This window comes from Streptomyces sp. NPDC049040 (genome assembly GCF_043197715.1).
GTDB lineage: Bacteria > Actinomycetota > Actinomycetes > Streptomycetales > Streptomycetaceae > Actinacidiphila.
Window position 1 is genome coordinate 282,378 of the sequence record NZ_JBICTO010000003.1, and the last position, 18,276, is coordinate 300,653.

Genomic DNA, 18,276 nt, shown 5'->3' on the forward strand with positions numbered 1-18,276 from the left:
CGCCCGGTGTGGGCGGGCGCGGGGGGGGGCCCCCCCCCCCGCCCCGGCGGGCCGCGGGGGGGGCCCCCCCCCCCCCCCCCCGCCCCCCCCACCACCGAGGGCCGCCCGCGCGGCCCTCGATACGCCCGGCCGGCCCACCCGTGGGGGGATGGGTCGGCCGGGTTTTGTATCTCCTTTTTTGCCGCCGGCTCGCCTCCGGGCGCTTCGATCCGGTGTCGACAGTCGATCGTGCTCGATCCCCTCGTTCCCCCTTTTTGCCGCCCGCTCGCCTCCGGGCGCTTCGCGCCGGTGTCGACAGTCGATCGTGCTCGATCCCCTCGTTCCTCGGGGACCTCCGCGCGTTCTCCCTTTCGACACCGGCGCGCCCTTCGGCTCGCCGGCTACACAAGGGGTGGGCCGGGAAAAATGCGGCCACACGGGGCCGGGGGAAATTGCGGCCCCACGGGACCGGGGGAGGTTCGGGCCCGTGGGGTCGTCGGGGGTGGGTCAGGGGTAGCTGGTCAGGTCGGTGACCTGGTGGCCGCTGTTCACGGCGGCCCCCGTGGTGTTGACGACATGGCTGATGGTGCCGGTGCCGCCGAGGGAGACGGTCACCATGTCGTGGAAGCGCACGCCCGAGGTGTTGGGCACCTGGAAGGCGTTGGCGGACACCACCGACGGGTTGCTGCTGAAGTAGCAGTAGCTGCCCAGGCCCCAGGCCTCATGGGTGCCGACCGAGTCGGCGACCTTGTAGGCGGGGTATCCCTGCGACGAACCGTTCATCCAGGAGCTCTGGTTGGGCGGGTCGTAGGGCATCTCGTTCTGGAAGAAGTACGTTCTGCCGCCGTTGCCGTTCCAGAGGACCTGCGTCTTCTGGAAGTGCTCGACGAACAGGCCGTAGGCCGTCACGTTGGCACCGTTGACGACCAGTCCGGTGTCCGCGGTGTTGGTGCTCCAGCCGACCGTGCCGCCGTTGCCGTGGTCGGCCCGCCAGATCCAGGTGTGGTCGATGATCGTGTTGCTGCTGTTGATCACCAGCGACTGGGTGGCCTTGCCGACGGTGGCGCCGCCGATCCGGAAGAAGACGTCGGACAGGCTGGTCGGGTCGGCCGCGTGGCCGGCGGACGAGCCGGCCGGGCCGATCTGCATCAGCTGCTGCGAGTTGGTGGTGCCCGCGTCGATCAGCAGGCCCGCCAGCTTGATGCCGTCGACGTCGGCGGTGCTGATCGCGGTGATCCCGTTGTCCGGCACCAGGGTGGCCAGACCGAGGCCGAGCACGACGGTGTCGGGCCGGGTGATGTTCAGCGTCTGGTTGAGGTGGTAGACGCCCGGGGTGACCAGCAGGTTCTTGCCCGCCGCGAGGGCCGCGTTGATGTCCGACGCGGTCGCGCCCGGCTTGACGATGTAGAACTGGTCGATCGGCAGCGACTGCCCCTGCGGGGTCTTGCCGCTCCAGGTGGTGCCGGAGGCGTTGGACTGGAGCGCGGGCACGAAGACCTGGTACTTGCCCGAGCCGTCGATGTACAGGAACGGCTTCTCGCGGATGGTGGGCGAGGAGGCGACCGTGGTGTAGGTCGGGAAGGACTGGGCGGGCGCGCCCTGGTCGCCGACGAAGACCATGTTCCAGTTGGACCCCGACCAGCTGCCCATCGTGGAGTTCCTGGTGAGGAACTGCTGCTGGGAGCCGGAGCGGATCTGGCCGTCGACCTTGGAGTCGGAGATGAAGCCGCCGCTGGACCAGCCGCCGTCGTCCAGCGCCAGGTTGCCGCGTACGTGCATCCGCCGGTAGGGCGCGGCCTGCGAGACGGCCCAGCGGTCGGTGCCGCCGGTGGGGTTGACCGACATGTTCTCGGCGTCGCGCCAGAAGTTCTGGGTGGCGTTGCCCTGGAACCAGTCGGCCTCGGCGTGCACGGCGCCGTTGATGGTGACGTCGTCGGGGCTCAGGCCGAGCCCGGCGACCTCGGTGTAGAAGCCGACGTTGACATCGGCGCTGTAGGTGCCCGGCTTGAACAGCACGGCGTAGCGCTGGCCGCCGAACTGGTTGGTCTGCTGCTGGTTGAAGATCGTGTTCAGCCGGGACTGGATCGAGGAGGCCGACATCGACGGGTCGAAGGTGACCACGTTGGGCCCGAGATCCGGGTCGTTGCCGGTGGGCGGGGTGGTGGTGCCGCCCCCGGAGCCGCTGACATTGAAGGACTGCGCCGCGCTGCCGTTGCAGGTGTACTGCTGCAACTGGACGCTGTCGGCGGTGGAGGCGGAGGGCACGTCGAGGCACTTGCCGCTGTTGCGGTTGACGAAGTGGAAGGAGCCGCCGGACTCGGCGACCGGCTGCCACTGCTGGTTGGAGCCGCCACCGTACAGCCACAGCTGGGTGAGGGCGCCGTCCGCGGTGGACACGTCCGTCTCGTCCCAGACCTGGCTGGGGGCGGAGGCGGCGCCGATCCGGTAGTAGCCGCTGTCGGTGGCGGTGAACTGCCACTGCTGCGCGGCGCTGCCGTTGCAGGTGTACTGCTGGACGGCGGTGCCGTTGCCGGTGGCCGCGGCGCGGGCGTCCACGCATTTGCCGCTGCCGACGCCGGTCACGGTGGCCGGGGCGGTGGGGATGGTCGCGGCCCCGGCGCCGGGGGCGGAGACCAGTGCGATGCCGGCGCCGACGGGTATCAGAAGTGCCGCCACGAGGGCGGCCGTTCGTCTGCGGTGGCGGGGGGTGCGGGCCGGCGTGCCGGGCCCGGCGGGTACCTGGGTCACACGTGTCTCCTCGGTCGCGTTGTGGGGTGCGCGATGCGGTGTGGACGCTAGGGGCCGCCTGTCGGCGAGTCAATACACATCAAAAAATAAGTCGTGAATTATGCGGCGAAAGCAAGGGCCGGGCCATCGGGCCCGGCCTTGCGTACTCGGTCGCGCCGCTGGTCAGGCGGCGGGGACGGCGGGCGTCACGCGTCCAGGACGTTGGTCGCGAGCAGCCCGATCAGGATGAGGCCGACCACGATCCGGTAGATCACGAAGGAGTTGAAGGAGTGCTTGGCGACGAAGCGCAGCAGCCAGGCGATGGACCCGTAGGCCACCACGAAGGACACCAGGGTGCCGACCCCCAGCGCGGTGGCGCTCACCCCGCCGCCGGTGGCGTCCTTGAGCTCGTACAGCCCGGCGCCGGTGAGCGCGGGCAGGCCGAGGAAGAACGACAGCCGGGTGGCCGCCATCCGGTCCAGGTCGCGGATCAGCGCGGTGGAGATGGTCGCGCCCGACCGGGAGAAGCCGGGGAAGAGCAGCGCCAGGATCTGCGAGGTGCCGACGTACATGGCGTCCTTGAGCGTCACCTCCTGCTCGCCGCGCTTGAACCTGGCCATCTGCTCGGCGGCCCACATCACTATGCTGCCGCCGATCAGTGACAGGGCGACCACCCACAGCGAGCCGAGCGGACCGTCGATCAGCGGCTTGGCCGCGAGGCCGACGATCACGATCGGGATCGTGGAGTAGATCACCCACCAGGTGAACTTGTAGTCGTGGTTGTCGCGCTCCCCCTTGTTCGTCAGCCCGCGCAGCCACGCGGTGACGAACCGCGCGATGTCCTTGAAGAAGTAGACGAAGACCGCGGCGATGGCGCCGACCTGGATCACCGCGGTGAAGCCGACGACGGCGTCGTCGTCGACCTTGATGTTCATCAGGCCCTCGGCCAGCTTCAGATGCCCGGTGGAGGAGACCGGCAGGAATTCCGTGACTCCTTCCACGACTCCGAGGATGACGGCCTGGCCGACGCCGATGGCACTCATGGGTGGTCCTGTCCCCTGGTCTGCCGGTGATCACCCGGCCCGCTCCGACTACTGCTGCGACTACATTGCGGTAGACGTCGGTGCGACTTTAGAGGATCGGCGGCCGGACCCCGAATCCGGGGCGGCCCGGCCGCCGGACCACGACCTGGCGGCCTAGCAGGCGCCGAGGTCCTGCCAGACTCCCCACTCCCCCGTGGTGCCGGGCGTCTCGCCCGTCGTCCACCACTTGGCCTTCCAGGTGTGGCCGCCGTAGGAGACGGTGTTGCCGCCAACGTAGACCGCGGTGCTGCTCCATGCCGCGGCCGTGCACCCGGTGGTGCCGCCGGTGACCGTCAGCGTGTAGGTGGCCGAGTGGCTGGCACCTGCCGCCGTGCCGGTCACCGTCAGGGTGTACTTGCCCGAGACCGCCGAGGCGGTGGTGGACACCGACAGGGTGGCGTTGCCGCCCGCGGTGACCGAGGCGGGGCTGACCGAGGCGGTGACGCCGGCCGGTGCGCCGGTGACCTTCAGGGCCACGGACTGCGCGGAGCCGGTGGTCACCGCGGTGTGCACGCTGGAGGTGGCGGATCCGCCCGCGGTGACCGTGGCGGACGCCGGGGACAGCGACACCGAGAAGTCGTTGGCCGGCGGCGGGGTGCTGCCGCCGTTGAACGGCTCGAAGGTGTGGCTGAACTGCCAGGTGCTCTGGGTGGTGCCTGAGCAGGTGTCCGAGCCGCCCTGGCCGGGGCAGCCGCCGTTGTCGCGCTGGAGCGCCCAGAAGGACAGGGTGTTGATGCCCTTGCCGACGGCCCAGTTGTAGACCGAGGTGGCGTTGGCGGTGGTGAAGGTCTCGGCGGCGCCGAAGTCGTCGATGCCGGGCATCTCGGTGACGCCCACCATGTTCCACAGCTGGGCGTCGGTCTTCGACGGGTAGAGCTGGCCCAGCTGGTCGTGCAGGCCCTGGGCCGCGGTCTGGGTGTCGTTGGCCATGTTGTGGCTGGCGTTGTCGTAGTAGTCGAACGTCATGATGTTGACGACGTCGAGCTTGACGCCGTTGCTCACGGCGTTCTGCAGGACGGCCAGGCCGCTGCCCGAGCCGACGGAGCCGCCTTCCAGGCCGTGGGTCGTGGTCGGCAGGGTGTAGGAGAACTGCATCGGGCGGCCGTTGGCGGCCGCCCAGTCCTGCACCATCTTGACGGCCTTGTTGCGGCGGTCGATGCCGCCGGAGTTGGTCAGCGAGTTGTCCTCGATGTCCAGATCGATCCGGCTGATGTCGTAGGTCGTGATGACCTTCTCGTAAGCGGCGGCGATCGAGCTGACGTTGGTGCAGCTGTCGGCGATCTCGGTGCCGCTGTTGTCGGCCGCGTAGCCGCCGAAGGACGGGATGACGTCGCCGCCGGCTGCCTGCATGGTGTCGATGTCGGCGCCGAAGTTCGCCTGGCTGATCGGCATCGAGCTGTCGCCGTTCCAGTACGGGGTACAGGAGCCGACCGACGGGGTCTGGATGAAGGCCATCGTCAGGTACTTGTTGCCGGAGGCGGAGGCGAGCCCGGCGAGGCTGTCGCCGTTGTACGCCTCGAAGTACGGCGCCGCTATGTGGGTGGGCAGTGCGGTGGCCGCGTGTGCGGTGCCGCCGCCGGTCAGGGCGAGCCCCGCCGACGCGGCGGCGGTGACGAGTCCGGTGAGCAGTGCGCGGACGGGGGGTCTGCGAACGGGTCCGGTCATGGACCGCGCTCCTTCCAGGTGGGGGGATCAGCAGGCGGCGGCCTGCTGGTCTGGACCAATACTGCTGGCCTGGACCACCCAACTGTCAAGAGTCCTAACAGATAAAGGACTTGGACCACCCGGCCGCTGAATTCCGGCTTTTCCGGCACCCGCCGCGCCAACCGGCGCCGCCGCACCGGGAAGGGCGCGGCGGTGACCTGTCCCGATGCCTCCGCGCCGGTCAGCGCCCCCGGCCGGCCGCGGCGAGCGCGGGAACGAACCGCGAGGCGTCCGGTGTGCCCACACCGGTCGCCATGTCGTAGCACTTCACCGCGGTGTGACCGGGCACGCCGTCACAGGTGTTGTCCGTGCCGTCCTCGACGTCCACCACGCCGGTGGACCTCGCGTCGCCCCTGGCCGGCGGGTAAAGCGCCTTGTGGATGTCGCCGACCCGGCACCCGCCGAGCTGGTCGGCCGGCGCGATGACGCCGGCGAACAGCGGGGCGGCCTCGCTGGTGCCGCCGTAGACGTCCCAGCCGGTGGCCGCGGGATCGTAGCTGGAGTACACCCACGCGCCGCCGTCGACCGCGGCGGCCATCGAGATGTCCGGGGTACCGCGCCGGGCGCCCACGATGTCCCTGACGCCGTGGTCCGGGTCTGCCGGGTCGAACGGCGGCACATCGCCCCACTCGACCACCTGCACCGTGGAGCTCTTGATGCCCCAGTGGGCGCTGTAGACGTCCAGGTCGTGCTGGATCGTCGGCGAGCCGAACGAGTCCACGACCACGATGGTGCGGCCTTTGCCCGTGACACCGGCGCGGTGGAGCGGATCGGGGGCGTACGCCTGCCGGTACTGCAGCGGGCCGTAACAGTCGATGCCCCAGGTGGCCTGGCACTGGGCGATGCTCAGCGGGCTGCTCACGCCGCGGATCAGCCGGTGGCCTGCGGCGGTGGGGACCGGCTTGACCGCAGGGCGGTGACCGGCCGGCGCGGCCGCCGCGCTGCCGCCGGTCGGGGCGGCCGTCAGGGCGGCGGCAAGGGCGGTGGCCACGGCCACAGCGACACAGGCGCCGGACCGCGGGCGGGCTCTGCCGCACGGGCACTCCTTGCGGGGCGGCCAAACGCGCGGGGCGGGTGACGTGATCGGACCCGGAGATCATGCCCAGGACAAGAGGATTCGCCGTTCGCCCGCGGCCCTACCACCCGGATGGCCCCCGCTTTCAGGCCCCCGGTCGGGCCCGCGGCAGGGCCCGCTGCACCCGTCCGGCGGCCCGGGACGACGGCGCCCCGGGCCGCCGGGTCAGGACACGATGTCCTTGGTGCGGAAGCCGCGGAAGGCCAGCGCCGTCAGCACGATCGCGTACGACACCGACACCGACGCGCCCTGCAGCATGCCGGTCCACTCCAGGTGGGGCTGGAGCGCGTCGGCCCAGGAGAACTGCCAGTGCGCGGGCAGCACGTCCCGCCAGGAGCCGAGCGCGGTCACCGCGTCCAGCACGTTCCCGACGATCGTCAGACCGACCGCCCCGCCGACCGCGCCCAGCGGCGCGTCCGTCTTGGTCGAGAGCCAGAACGCGAGCGCGGCGGTGACCAGCTGGCTGACGAAGATGTAGGCCACCGCCACGGCGAGCCGCGGCAGCGCGTCACCCGAGGCCAGCGTGCCGCCGGTGGGGAGCTCCAGATCGCCCCAGCCATAGGCGACCGTGCCGGCGACCAGCGCGACCGCCGGCAGCAGCACCAGCGCGACCGCGCTGAAGCCCAGTGCCACCGCGAGCTTCACGCTCAGCAGCCGGGTCCTCGGCACCGGCGCGGCCAGCAGGTAGCGCAGGCTGGACCAGCCCGCCTCCGAGGCGACCGTGTCGCCGCAGAAGAGCGCGACCGGCACCACCAGCACGAAGCCCGCTGAGACGAACAGGCAGGTCGCGGCGAAGTTCGCACCCGAAGCGGTGGCGGTGTCGATCAGGGTGGGGCCGTTGCGCCCCTCCTTCGGAGTGCCGCCGATCGCGAAGGCGATGATCAGGATGAAGGGCAGCGCGGCGAGCAGCGCGGCCACGATCATGGTGCGCCGCCTGCGCAGCTGCCTGCGGGCCTCCACCCGCAGCCGCAGGGTGCGGCCCGGCCGGTAGCCGGAGGCCGCGGTGTGCGGCGGTGCGGGCAGGGGGGCGGGGGGTGCGGCGCTCATGCCGAGCCTCCGATCAGGGTCAGGAAGGCGTCCTCCAGGCGGCGGTGCGGCCCGACCCGGGCCACCGGCACCCCGAGCCGGACGAGTTCGGCCACGAACTGCGCCGAGGTCAGCCCGTCGAGCACCGCGAGCAGCCCGTCCTCCTCCCGGACTGCGGTGGCCACCCCTGCCAGCCCGGCGACCTTGTCGACCACGCTCTGCGGCATCTCGCCGTCCACGCCGACCAATACCGTGTCGGCCGAGCCGATGATGTCCGCGACCGGGCCCGAGGTGACGAGCCGTCCGCGGTCCATCACCACCAGATGCGTGCAGCTCTGCTCGACCTCGGCCAGCAGGTGGCTGGAGACGATGACCGTGCGCCCCTCGGCGGCGTAGCGGATCAGCACCTCGCGCATCTCGCGGATCTGCGGCGGGTCGAGGCCGTTGGTCGGCTCGTCGAGGATCAGCAGGTCGGGCAGGCCGAGCATGGCCTGCGCGATGGCCAGCCGCTGCCGCATGCCCTGCGAGTACGTGCGCACCGCCCGCTCCAGCGCCTCGCCGAGCCCGGCGATCTCCAGCGCCTCGGCCAGCCGGGCGTCCTGCGCCGGGCGGCCGGTGGCCTGCCAGTAGAGCTCCAGGTTGGCGCGGCCGGTCAGATGCGGCAGGAAGCCGGCGCCCTCCACGAAGGCGCCCAGTCTCGAGAGCACCGGCGCACCCGGGCGGACCGCCTCGCCGAACACCCGGATCTCGCCGTCGTCGGGGCGGATCAGCCCCATCAGCATCCGCAACGTGGTGGTCTTGCCCGCGCCGTTCGGCCCGAGCAGGCCGAGCACCTGGCCGGGCTCGACCCGGAAGGACAGGTCGCGGACGGCGTAGCGGTCGGCCGACTTGGCGTACCGCTTGCTCAGCCCGGTGATCTCCAGCGGCACCGCGGCCAGCGCCGGGTCGGCGCGGCGCGGCCGGACCCGGCGGCGACCGGTGAGCAGCAGCACGGCGGCGGCCAGCAGCGCCAGCGGCGGCAGTGCCCAGGCCCACCAGGGCAGCGCGGCGTCGTCGTCGCCGAGCGCGCCGTCCACGGGCACGGTCAGCTGCGGCGATGCCAGCGAAACGGTCACGGTGGCGGGCGCGGCCGGGGATGCGTAGCCCAGGTCGGTGGTGGCGAGCACCAGCCGCATCCGGTGGCCGGCCGCGAAGTCGTGGTCGACGGCGGGCAGTCGCAGCGTGAGGGTCCTGCCGCCGGGCGAGCCCTGCACCCTGACCGGTGCGGCCAGCGCCGCGGGCAGGGTGGCCTTGCCGCCGGGCGAGACATCGTAGAGCTTGCCGAAGAGGACCGCGTCGGGCGCGCCGGTGGCGACCCGCAGGGTGACCGTCGGCGCGCCGGTCAGATGGGTGCCGGCCTTGAGGGGTGCGGACTCGAACTGCGCGTACTGCCCGGGGATGTCGAGGGACAGGCCGGCGCCGAGCGAGGACAGGTCGCTGAGCGCGCCGGTGCCTGGCACCGCGGAGATCGCGGGTGGCGCGCCGCCCGCCGGGTTGGTGATCCGCTGCTCGCGGCCGGACAGCGCGATCCGGCGGGAGGTGGCGCCGCCCAGGCCCGGGTAGCTGCCGCTGTCGGCGCCGCGCAGCACGACGCTGCCGTCGGTGGAGTTCAGGCCGCCGGTGCGGGTGACGCGGAAGGCGGGGCCCGTCCCGGTTCCGGTGCTGCCCTTGAGGTAGTGGTCGAACCACGAGGTGACCCTGCGGTCGACCCTGCCGTCCTCCGTGTCCCCGCCGTCGTGGCCGCCCGCGATCCAGTCGACGGCGACGGGCGCGCCGTTGGCCTTGATCGCCGTGGCCATCGCATCGGACTGCGCCAGCGTGAAGAGCGAGTCGGTCTGGCCCTGCACGATCAGCGCCGGGACCTTGATACGGGACGCGACCGCGGCGGGGCTGAGCGCTTCGAGCTGGGCGCGGGCGGCGGCGTCCGGTACGCCCGAGGTGGCGACGCGCTGGTAGAGGGCGCAGATCGCGGGGGTGAAGCGGCCGCACAGCGGGTCGGCCGGCGCCGGCGCCGCGGAGGCCCCGGTCGGGCCGCCGGTCGGGCCGCCCGCGGGGGCCTTCCGCGGGGCCGCGGGTAGTGCGGCGGAGCCGGAGGAGAAGAAGATGCCGGACCACAGCTTCTTGTAGACGCCGTTCGGGAAGAGCGCGTCGGCGAGATTCCAGTACGTCTCGCGGGGTGCGATCGCGTCGATCCGGTGGTCGTATCCGGCGGCCAGCAGCGAGATGGCGCCGCCGTACGACACGCCCGAGACGCCGACCCGCGGGTCGCCGGGGGCGTCGAGCCGGACGTCGGGGCGGGCGGCGAGCCAGTCGATCAGCCGGCTCACGTCGGCGACCTCCCCGTCGGGCGCGTTGAGCCCGATGGAGCCGGTCGAGGCCCCGAACCCGCGGGCCGACCAGGTCAGTACCGCGTAGCCGTGCCTGGCCAGCGACTCGGCCTGGCCGCGGACGTCATCCTTGCTGCCGCCGAAGCCGTGGCCGAGCAGCACAGCGGGTCTGCGGGCCGGGCCGCCGGTGCTGAAGTAGGAGGTGTCCAGGCGTACGCCGCCGGCCCCGGTGAGCATCGCGTCACTGCGGTGCACCGCGCCGCTCCCGCCGGCCGCCACGGCGGTGCCCGCGACCACGCCGCCTGCCACCAGAACCGCGAGCGCCCCCACCCCGGCCAACCACCGCCTGCGCCGCGGCCATCGAAGATCCATCCCCCGATCCTAAGTGTGGCCGCCGTTGCGGCCGGACATGGGCGGGGCATTCTCCGGGTTTTCACAGGCCGGGCGGCGCGCTCGCCCGCCGCCCGCCGCACGGTCGGCGCGGATTCCCCGGTGATCGGGAATTGCGGGCCGGGTTGATCAACGCAGATGTGCGGGCGCCGGTGGACCGGCGCCCGCACATTTGTCGATCAAGGAATTCGGCCGGTCGGCCGAGGGCCGTGATCGGCTTTTCCGGGGAATGCGCCACGAATCGATGGCGCATTCCCCGGGGTGTTTCCGCCGGTCCCGTGGGGGCCGGTCAGCGGTGGGTCGAGGAGCCGCGCCTGCGGGTCCAGAAGACCAGTCCGCCACCCGCGAGGACGACGGCCACGGCGACGCCCGCAATCACCGGCGTGGCGTTGGAGCTGCCGGTCTCGGCCAGGTCGCCGCCGCCTGAGGCGGACGAGGTGCCGGCGACCACCGGGGCGTTGGTGGTGGCCGAGGGCGCCGGTGTGGTGGTCGGCGGGGTCGTCTCCGGGGCGGTGGTCGCCGGAGTCGTGGCCGGGGTCGTCGGCGGCGTGGTGGCCGGCGTGGTCGGCGGCGGTGACGTCGGCTTCTCGCACACCGGCGAGACCTTGGTCTCGTCCACGTCGTACTTCTTGTTGTCGCCTGCCTTGACCACCAGGTGCAGGGTGAGCGGGCTGTCGTGCGGGGGCAGCGCGTCCTTGAAGTGGAAGCTGCTGCCGAAGTCCTCGTCGTCGGCCAGCGCGCCCTCACCGCCGACGATGGTGAGCGACACCGAGTTGTGCACGTGCTTGGCGGTGCTGTAGCTCGTCAGGTCGACCTTGACCGAATCGCAGGTGACCGACCAGACGGGAGTGTGCGCCGAGGCGGTTCCCGTCATCAGCGCTGTACCGATCATGGCGGCCATTCCGGTCGCCGCGATGGCCGCGGATCTCCTGCGGCCCTGAACCGTCAATCTCATGAACCCTCCCATTGCAGACCGGACTTCATCCCTACGGCCCCGCCCGCCTGATTACCGTGGGACCGGGACAATACACCCTGCCCTTCCGCGCGCTTTCACCGGGCGTCCCCCTTACGAATTCCGTAGCGAATTCAACGGTGTTCCCGCGGGCCGGGGTTGTCGGTGCCCCGGGGTACGGTGCGAGGACGGCACCAGGGAGGAGGACCCATGCCCACCGCTTTGACCGCGGCCCAGCGGCGTGCGGTCACCGGCTCCGACCCGGCGACCGGACGGCTGACGGCGAGGGCCGATGTCTGCGCGGCGCTCGTCGCTCGCGGGCTCGCCGTGGCGCACGGCCGCGCCGGGCACCACGGCCACTACCTCTCACAGCAAGGGCTGCGACTGCGCGCCGATCTGACGGCGGCCCGGCCCGAAGTCCCCGCCGAGGGCGGGCCGGTGCCCGCGGCGGACACCTTCACCGCCGACGACGGCACGGGGACGGCGCCACCCGGCGGGGCGCGGCGGGCGGCGGAGGTGGCGACCGCGTGGGAGGGCCTGCTGCGGATCCGCGCGCTGCTGCTCGACGGCGCGACCGACGTGCCCGCCCCCTGGGAGCGGGACCGCGCGGTGCACTCGGTGGCGCTGGCCCTGGAAGCGGGCGGCTGCCCGCCGGCCGGTTCCGGCGGCACCGGGTACGCGGTGACGGCCGGCGGGCAGGACGGCCTGCCCGAGGTGGCCTGGCGCGGCGCGGCGGACCAGGACACCGCCGCACGGGCGCTCGCGAGATGCGCGGACCTGCTCGGCAGGTACGGCTGGCAGTGCACCGAGCACCGTGCCCGCGGGGGCGCACCCTTCCTGCTGGCCTCCCCGCGCAGGACCCGCTGACCTCGTAGCGCGGGCCCCGCCGCCCTCGTAGGGCAGGGCCTGCCCACCACTCCGCGCCGGGGCTGCCCGCCGCCCCGGATCAGGACCGCCGCCGCACCGCCTCGGGTCGGCCGCCTCCCCCTCTCCGGACCCGCCGGCCTCGCAGCCGACTCCCGTCCCAGCCCCGAGCTGCCCCGCGGATCTCCGCAGGCCGCGACCGCGCAGCGGCGGTCGGAAAATCACCAACTTCCGCCCCGTCTATGACGGTTGTATGTCATGAATATTGCGAAGAATCATCGCTGTTTTGCGCAGACTCATGGACTTACTGCGGCGACGCTCGTAGTCTCTCCAGCGCCCCGGCCGGGCGCTCCACCTCCCCCCACCCCCGAGCCGCAAGGACTCCGCCTGTGTCGCAACCACCGCACGGCCCCCAGCCGACGCCTCCCCTCTCCACCGCCGCTCCCTCCGCTTCGCCGCGGCCCCACCGGATCAGACGCCGCGGGATGGCGGCCGTCCTGTCCTTCGCCGTGGCGGGCGCCGCGGCGCTGACCGCCGTCACCCTGGTGGGCGCCCCGACCGCGCACGCCGCGGGCGGCGTGCCCGCGCCGTCGCCCGTCGGCATCTCCGGCCGCGGCGCGAACGTGCCGTTCAAGGAGCTGGAGGCCGAGTACGCCAACACCAACGGCACCCTGATCGGCCCCGACCGGCTCTACGGCCATCTGCCGTCCGAGGCCTCGGGGCGCCAGGCGGTCACCCTCAACGCGGCAGGCCAGTACGTCGAGTTCACGCTGACCGCGCCCGCGAACGCGATGTCGCTGCGCTACAGCCTGCCGGACACCGCGGACGGCAAGGGCCGTGACGCCAGTCTGGACGTGCAGGCCAACGGGCAGTCGGTCAAGACCCTGCCGGTGACCTCGAAGTACAGCTGGTACTACGGGGGTTACCCGTTCAACAACAACCCGGGCGACACCAACCCGCACCACTTCTACGACGAGGCCAGGACGAAGTTCAGCGCCACCTACCCGGCCGGCACCAAGATCCGGGTCCAGGTGACCTCGACCGCCCAGTCGCCGACCTTCACCATCGACCTGGCCGACTTCGAGCAGGTCGGCGCGCCGATCGCCAAGCCGGCGGGGGCCATTGACGCGGTCGCCGACTACGGCGTCGACCCGACCGGCGCGACCGACACGACCGCCAAGATGCAGGCCGCGGTCAACGCGGGCAAGGCGCAGGGCAAGGTCGTCTACGTCCCGCAGGGCAACTACACCCTCTACAGCCATGTCATCGTCGACGGCGTCACCGTCCAGGGGGCCGGCCCCTGGTACACCGTCTTCGGTGGCCGCGACCCGGTGAACCGGTCCAACGCGGCGGGCTTCTACGGCAAGTACGCCAACCAGGGCGGCCCCAGCACCAACGTGCAGCTCAAGGACTTCGCCATCATCGGCGACATCCGGGAGCGCGAGGACAACGACCAGGTCAACGGCATCGGCGGCGCCATGTCGAACTCCACCGTCGACGACCTGTGGATCCAGCACGTCAAGGTCGGCGCCTGGATGGACGGTCCGATGGACCACTTCACCATCAAGAACAGCCGGATCCTCGACACGACCGCCGACGGCGTCAACTTCCACATCGGCGTGACCAACTCGACGGTCACCAACACCTTCGTGCGCAACGTCGGTGACGACGGCCTGGCCTCGTGGCCGGAGAACGTGCCGAACGTGAACGACAGCTTCGACCACAACACGGTGGTGCTGCCGATCCTGGCGAACAACATCGTCACCTACGGCGGCAAGGACTTCAATCTGTCCGACAACGTCATGGCCGACACCATCAGCAACGGCGGCGGGCTGCACATCGCCAACCGCTACCCGGGCGTCAGCGCCGGACAGGGCACCGCGGTCGCGGGCACCATCACCGCCGCCCGCAACACCCTGATCAGGACCGGGAACAGCGACTACAACTGGCAGTTCGGCGTCGGAGCCATCTGGTTCGACGGACTCCAGGGCCAGGTCAACGCGAACATCCAGATCAGCGACACCGACATCCTCGACAGCTCCTACGAGGCGATCCAGTCCATCGAGACCGGCGTCACCGGTGTCACGATGAGGAACGTCAACATCGACGGGGCCGGCACCTACGCCATCCAGGCGCAGGCCGCGGCGCAGATGACCTTCATCAACGTCACCGCCAAGCACATCGGCCAGTCCGCGACCCCGATCCACAACTGCATCGGGACAGGCCTGCAGATCACCGACGGCGGCGGCAACTCCGGCTGGAACACCGGCCAGACCTGCACAGGCACCTGGCCGACCCCGATCTGGACCAACAGCGGTGTGCCCACCGGCGGCAGCGGCGGCACCACCGGCGGCAGCACCACCCCGCCGACCACCCCGCCCACCACCCCGCCCACCACTCCCCCGACGACGCCGCCGACCACCCCCGCCGACGTGAACCTGGCCAAGGGCCGCCCGGTCACCGACACCGGCCACGCCGACGTCTACACCGCGGGCAACGCCGTCGACGGCAACGCCTCCACCTACTGGGAATCCACCAACAACGCCTTCCCCCAGTCCCTCACCGTCGACCTCGGCGCCACCAGGACCATCGGCCGCGTCGTCGTCAAACTCCCCCCCGCCACCGCCTGGGCCACCCGCACGGAAACCCTCTCCGTACTCGGCTCCACCGACAACGGCACCTGGACCACCCTCAAACCCTCCACCGGCTACACCCTCAACCCCGCCACCGGCAACACCGCCACCATCACCCTGACCCCCACCACCACCCGCTACCTGCGACTCACCATCACAGGAAACACCGGCTGGCCCGCCGCACAGCTCTCCGAGCTGGAGGCCTACACCTCCTGAGCCGCCTTCTCCGCGCGCCGGGGTGACGATTAAGGTCGATCACCATGGAATACCGTCACCTCGGCCGCAGCGGCCTGATCGTCAGCGAGATCGCCTACGGAAACTGGCTCACCCACGGCTCCCAGGTGGAGGAGGACGCGGCGACGGCGTGCGTACGCGCCGCGCTGGACGTCGGCATCACCACCTTCGACACCGCCGACGTCTACGCGCAGACCCGCGCGGAGTCCGTACTCGGCCGGGCGCTCAAGGGTGAGCGCCGCGAGGGCCTGGAGATCCTCACCAAGGTCTTCTGGCCCACAGGCCCCGGTCACAACGACCGGGGCCTGTCGCGCAAGCACATCATGGAGTCGATCGACAACTCACTGCGACGACTCCAGACCGACCACGTCGACCTCTACCAGGCCCACCGATACGACCGGTTCACTCCCCTCGAGGAGACGATGGAGGCCTTCGCCGACGTCGTGCACTCGGGCAAGGCGCACTACATCGGCGTCTCCGAGTGGACCGCGGACCAGATCCGCCGCGCCCACGCGCTGGCCCGCGAGCTGCGGATACCCCTGGTGTCCAACCAGCCGCAGTACTCCGCGCTGTGGCGGATCATCGAGGGCGAGGTGGTACCGACCTCGGAGGAGCTGGGTCTGGGCCAGATCGTGTTCTCGCCGGTCGCCCAGGGCGTGCTCACCGGCAAGTACCTGCCGGGTCAGCAGCCTCCCGCGGGTTCCCGGGCCACCGACGACAAGGGCGGCGCCAACATGATCGGCCGCTGGATGCGGGACGATCTGCTGGCCAGGGTGCAGGAGCTCAAGCCGCTGGCGGCCGACGCGGGCCTGTCGCTCGCGCAGCTCGCGGTCGCCTGGGTGCTCCAGAACCGCAACGTCTCGGCGGCGATCGTCGGCGCCTCCCGCCCCGAGCAGGTCGCGGAGAACGCCAAGGCGTCGGGAGTCCGGCTGGACGCCGAGGTCATGGCGAAGATCGAGCAGATCCTGGAGCCGGTCGCGGTGACCGACCCGCTCAAGGTGCACGAGAACGTGCCGACGGCCCGGCCGTAGCGTCATCGTGCCGGCCGCGGCGTAGTCTGACTACAGATCTGTAGTCAACCGCCGCCGCGGCCGGCACGCACGGCCGTCCCCGCAGCGGGGGAAGGGCACCTTCTCGATGACCCTGCGCCTCCGCCGGTCCCGGCTGCTGCCGCCCGCCGCGCTCGCCGTCGCCTTCGCCCTGCTGGCCTGGCTGGTGCTGGCCAGGCACGGCACGCCCTACGGCTTCGACACCGGGCCGCACCACTGGTCCGTCGCGCACCGCCCGCACGGCATGGCCGTCGCCGCCCGCGCCGTCACCGACGCGGGGACCGGGCCTTACCCGTATCTGGCCGCCGCGCTCGGCGGCTGGCTGGCCGGCGGGCGCACCGCCGCGCGCCGGCTGCGGGTGGCGCTGCTGTCCGTGCTGGTCCTGCTGGTCGGCCAGTTGCTGCGCACCGGGCTCGCGGCGGCCCTGCACCGGGCCAGGCCGCCCGCCGCGGACTGGGCGGCGCACGCCGGCGGGCACGCCTTCCCCTCGGGGCACACCGCCTCATCCGCGATCGCCGCCACGCTGCTCGCCTGGGGCCTGCTGCGGGCCTGGCCCGGCACCCTGGGGCGGGTACTGGCCGCGTTGTGCGGTCTCGCGGCACTCGCGATCGGCTGCACCCGGGTCTACCTGGGCGTGCACTGGCCGTCCGACGTGCTCGGCGGCTGGCTGTTCGCCGCGTGCTGGCTCACCGCCCTGCTGCCGCCGCTGTCGGCGTACGCCGGCCGTACGGCCGACGGCTGACGGCGTGCGGCCCGGCGGCCGGCGTCAGACCGACACGCCGTGGGCGCGCAGGTAGCGCAGCGGGTCTATGTCGTCGCCGTAGACAGGACCGGTCCTGATCTCGAAGTGGAGATGCGGCCCGGTGACGTTCCCGGTCGAGCCGGAGCGGGCGATCCGCTGGCCCTCGTTGACCTGCTGCCCGACCTTGACGGAGATCTGCGACAGGTGGCCGTACTGGCTGTAGTGGCCGTCGGCGTGCCGGATCACCACCTGGTAGCCGTAGCTGCCGCCCCAGCCGGCCGTGACGACCTTGCCCGCGGCGACCGAGTGCACGGCGGTGCCGGTCGGCACCAGGAAGTCCATGCCGGTGTGGTAGCCGCTCGCCCAGTGGCTGCCCGACGCGTGGTAGGGCGTGCCGAGGGAGGCGTGCACCGGCAGGGTGTAGCCGGTGTGCGTGACCGTGGCGGGCCTGGTGTGGGCCGATACGGAGGTCGCGGTCTTCTTCGGGGCCGCCTTGGGGGCGGGCTTCGGCTTGGGCGTCGCCTTGGGTGCCGGTTTCGGCACCGCCTTGGGGGCCGGCTTCGGCTTGGGCGCCGCCTTCTGCACGGCCTTGGTGGGCGCGGCCTGCGGGGTGGACAGCGCGAGACGCTGGCCGGGCAGGATCAGGTCCGGGTCGCCCCCGACGACGGAGCGGTTGTCGGCGTAGAGCCGCGGCCAGCCGCCCGAGACGTGCTGGTCGGCGGCGATCCCGGACAGCGTGTCACCGGGCACGACGGTGTAGCGGTCGTGGGCCGCGGGAGTCCTGGCGGGGGCCTTCGCCTGGGCCTTGGCGGGTGCCGCCGTGGCCGATTTCTTCGCCGGAGCCTTCGCGCCGCCGGTGTGCGCGGACACCGGGCGGATCTTCGCTGCGGGCACGTGCACGGTGTGCGACGCGGAGGCCGCCTCCCGGGTCAGCCCGGCCCGGACCGAGCAGACCGGCCAGGCGCCAGGGCCCTGGCTGCGCAGCACCTTCTCCGCGACCGCTATCTGCTGGTTCTTCGTGGCCAGGTCGGCGCGGGCCGCGTAGGCACCGCCGCCGAAGGACTTCCAGGTGGAGGCCGCGAACTGGAGGCCGCCGTAGTAGCCGTTGCCGGTGTTGATGTGCCAGTTGCCCGACGACTCGCAGTTGGCGACCTTGTCCCACACCCCGGCCGATTCCGCGTGCGCGCTACTCAGACCGATCAGCGGGAGTGCGAGGCCCGCACCGCCGGCGGTGACGGTCAGCGAGGCCTGGGAGACCCTGCTCGGGCGGTATCGGCGGTGGCGTCCGCGTAAGGGCATAGCGCGAGTCCTCCCCGGGACCGGCCCGGTGCCGCCCTCGGCGACCCGGGATGCCGTACGCCCGAATTGCCGGGCGGCCACAGAGTAGGCCCGCCCCGGGCGCGCCACAAGGGCGCATTGCGCGGGTACGCCCCACCTCTACGCCTCTCGTACG

Annotated in this window: 12 protein-coding genes; 4 read left to right on the plus strand and 8 right to left on the minus strand. The window is 72.1% G+C overall.

Annotation, left to right across the window (positions count from 1 at the left end; genetic code table 11):
• Positions 1-486 precede the first annotated feature (486 nt).
• From ACGFMP_RS10465 to ACGFMP_RS10495, 7 genes are all read right to left on the minus strand, one after another.
• Entirely contained in the window at positions 487-2,727 is a 2,241-nt protein-coding gene (locus tag ACGFMP_RS10465) for an RICIN domain-containing protein (RefSeq protein ID WP_393671650.1), read from the minus strand.
• A gap of 185 nt (positions 2,728-2,912) precedes the next feature.
• Positions 2,913-3,749, minus strand: coding sequence for an undecaprenyl-diphosphate phosphatase (locus ACGFMP_RS10470; protein WP_393671651.1), 837 nt, complete (start codon positions 3,747-3,749; stop codon positions 2,913-2,915).
• A 153-nt stretch (positions 3,750-3,902) separates the two neighbouring features.
• On the minus strand, positions 3,903-5,453 hold the full coding sequence (locus ACGFMP_RS10475; RefSeq protein ID WP_393671652.1) for a glycosyl hydrolase family 18 protein: 1,551 nt from the start codon (positions 5,451-5,453) through the stop codon (positions 3,903-3,905).
• 220 nt (positions 5,454-5,673) lie between these two features.
• Complete coding sequence (locus ACGFMP_RS10480) at positions 5,674-6,483, minus strand: hypothetical protein (protein WP_393671653.1); 810 nt, start codon at positions 6,481-6,483, stop codon at positions 5,674-5,676.
• 249 nt (positions 6,484-6,732) lie between these two features.
• On the minus strand, positions 6,733-7,614 hold the full coding sequence (locus ACGFMP_RS10485) for an ABC transporter permease (RefSeq protein ID WP_393671654.1): 882 nt from the start codon (positions 7,612-7,614) through the stop codon (positions 6,733-6,735).
• On the minus strand, positions 7,611-10,331 hold the full coding sequence (locus ACGFMP_RS10490; protein WP_393671655.1) for an alpha/beta fold hydrolase: 2,721 nt from the start codon (positions 10,329-10,331) through the stop codon (positions 7,611-7,613). The genes ACGFMP_RS10485 and ACGFMP_RS10490 overlap by 4 nt, the downstream gene beginning before the upstream one ends.
• A gap of 307 nt (positions 10,332-10,638) precedes the next feature.
• Positions 10,639-11,304, minus strand: coding sequence for an LAETG motif-containing sortase-dependent surface protein (locus tag ACGFMP_RS10495; protein WP_393671656.1), 666 nt, complete (start codon positions 11,302-11,304; stop codon positions 10,639-10,641).
• 207 nt (positions 11,305-11,511) lie between these two features.
• Between ACGFMP_RS10495 and ACGFMP_RS10500 the strand changes: the two genes are divergently transcribed.
• From ACGFMP_RS10500 to ACGFMP_RS10515, 4 genes are all read left to right on the plus strand, one after another.
• A complete protein-coding gene (locus ACGFMP_RS10500) occupies positions 11,512-12,168 on the plus strand; it encodes a hypothetical protein (RefSeq protein ID WP_393671658.1) in 657 nt (218 codons plus the stop codon).
• A 482-nt stretch (positions 12,169-12,650) separates the two neighbouring features.
• Complete coding sequence (locus ACGFMP_RS10505; RefSeq protein ID WP_393671659.1) at positions 12,651-15,014, plus strand: discoidin domain-containing protein; 2,364 nt, start codon at positions 12,651-12,653, stop codon at positions 15,012-15,014.
• Between the two features lie 44 nt (positions 15,015-15,058).
• A complete protein-coding gene (locus ACGFMP_RS10510) occupies positions 15,059-16,063 on the plus strand; it encodes an aldo/keto reductase family protein (protein WP_393671661.1) in 1,005 nt (334 codons plus the stop codon).
• 106 nt (positions 16,064-16,169) lie between these two features.
• Positions 16,170-16,823, plus strand: coding sequence for a phosphatase PAP2 family protein (locus ACGFMP_RS10515; RefSeq protein WP_393671662.1), 654 nt, complete (start codon positions 16,170-16,172; stop codon positions 16,821-16,823).
• A 24-nt stretch (positions 16,824-16,847) separates the two neighbouring features.
• Here the strand turns inward: ACGFMP_RS10515 and ACGFMP_RS10520 are convergent, their stop codons facing one another.
• Positions 16,848-18,122 (minus strand): transglycosylase family protein, encoded by a 1,275-nt coding sequence (locus tag ACGFMP_RS10520; RefSeq protein ID WP_393671664.1) that lies wholly within the window; start codon positions 18,120-18,122, stop codon positions 16,848-16,850.
• Positions 18,123-18,276 lie beyond the last annotated feature (154 nt).

Coding starts and splice junctions, on each gene's coding strand:
- ACGFMP_RS10470 (WP_393671651.1), bottom strand. CDS start 3,749: ATGAGTGCCATCGGCGTCGGCCAGGCCGTCATCCTCGGAGTCGTGGAA.
- ACGFMP_RS10475 (WP_393671652.1), bottom strand. CDS start 5,453: ATGACCGGACCCGTTCGCAGACCCCCCGTCCGCGCACTGCTCACCGGA.
- ACGFMP_RS10485 (WP_393671654.1), bottom strand. CDS start 7,614: ATGAGCGCCGCACCCCCCGCCCCCCTGCCCGCACCGCCGCACACCGCG.
- ACGFMP_RS10490 (WP_393671655.1), bottom strand. CDS start 10,331: ATGGATCTTCGATGGCCGCGGCGCAGGCGGTGGTTGGCCGGGGTGGGG.
- ACGFMP_RS10495 (WP_393671656.1), bottom strand. CDS start 11,304: ATGAGATTGACGGTTCAGGGCCGCAGGAGATCCGCGGCCATCGCGGCG.
- ACGFMP_RS10500 (WP_393671658.1), top strand. CDS start 11,512: ATGCCCACCGCTTTGACCGCGGCCCAGCGGCGTGCGGTCACCGGCTCC.
- ACGFMP_RS10505 (WP_393671659.1), top strand. CDS start 12,651: ATGGCGGCCGTCCTGTCCTTCGCCGTGGCGGGCGCCGCGGCGCTGACC.
- ACGFMP_RS10510 (WP_393671661.1), top strand. CDS start 15,059: ATGGAATACCGTCACCTCGGCCGCAGCGGCCTGATCGTCAGCGAGATC.
- ACGFMP_RS10515 (WP_393671662.1), top strand. CDS start 16,170: ATGACCCTGCGCCTCCGCCGGTCCCGGCTGCTGCCGCCCGCCGCGCTC.
- ACGFMP_RS10520 (WP_393671664.1), bottom strand. CDS start 18,122: ATGCCCTTACGCGGACGCCACCGCCGATACCGCCCGAGCAGGGTCTCC.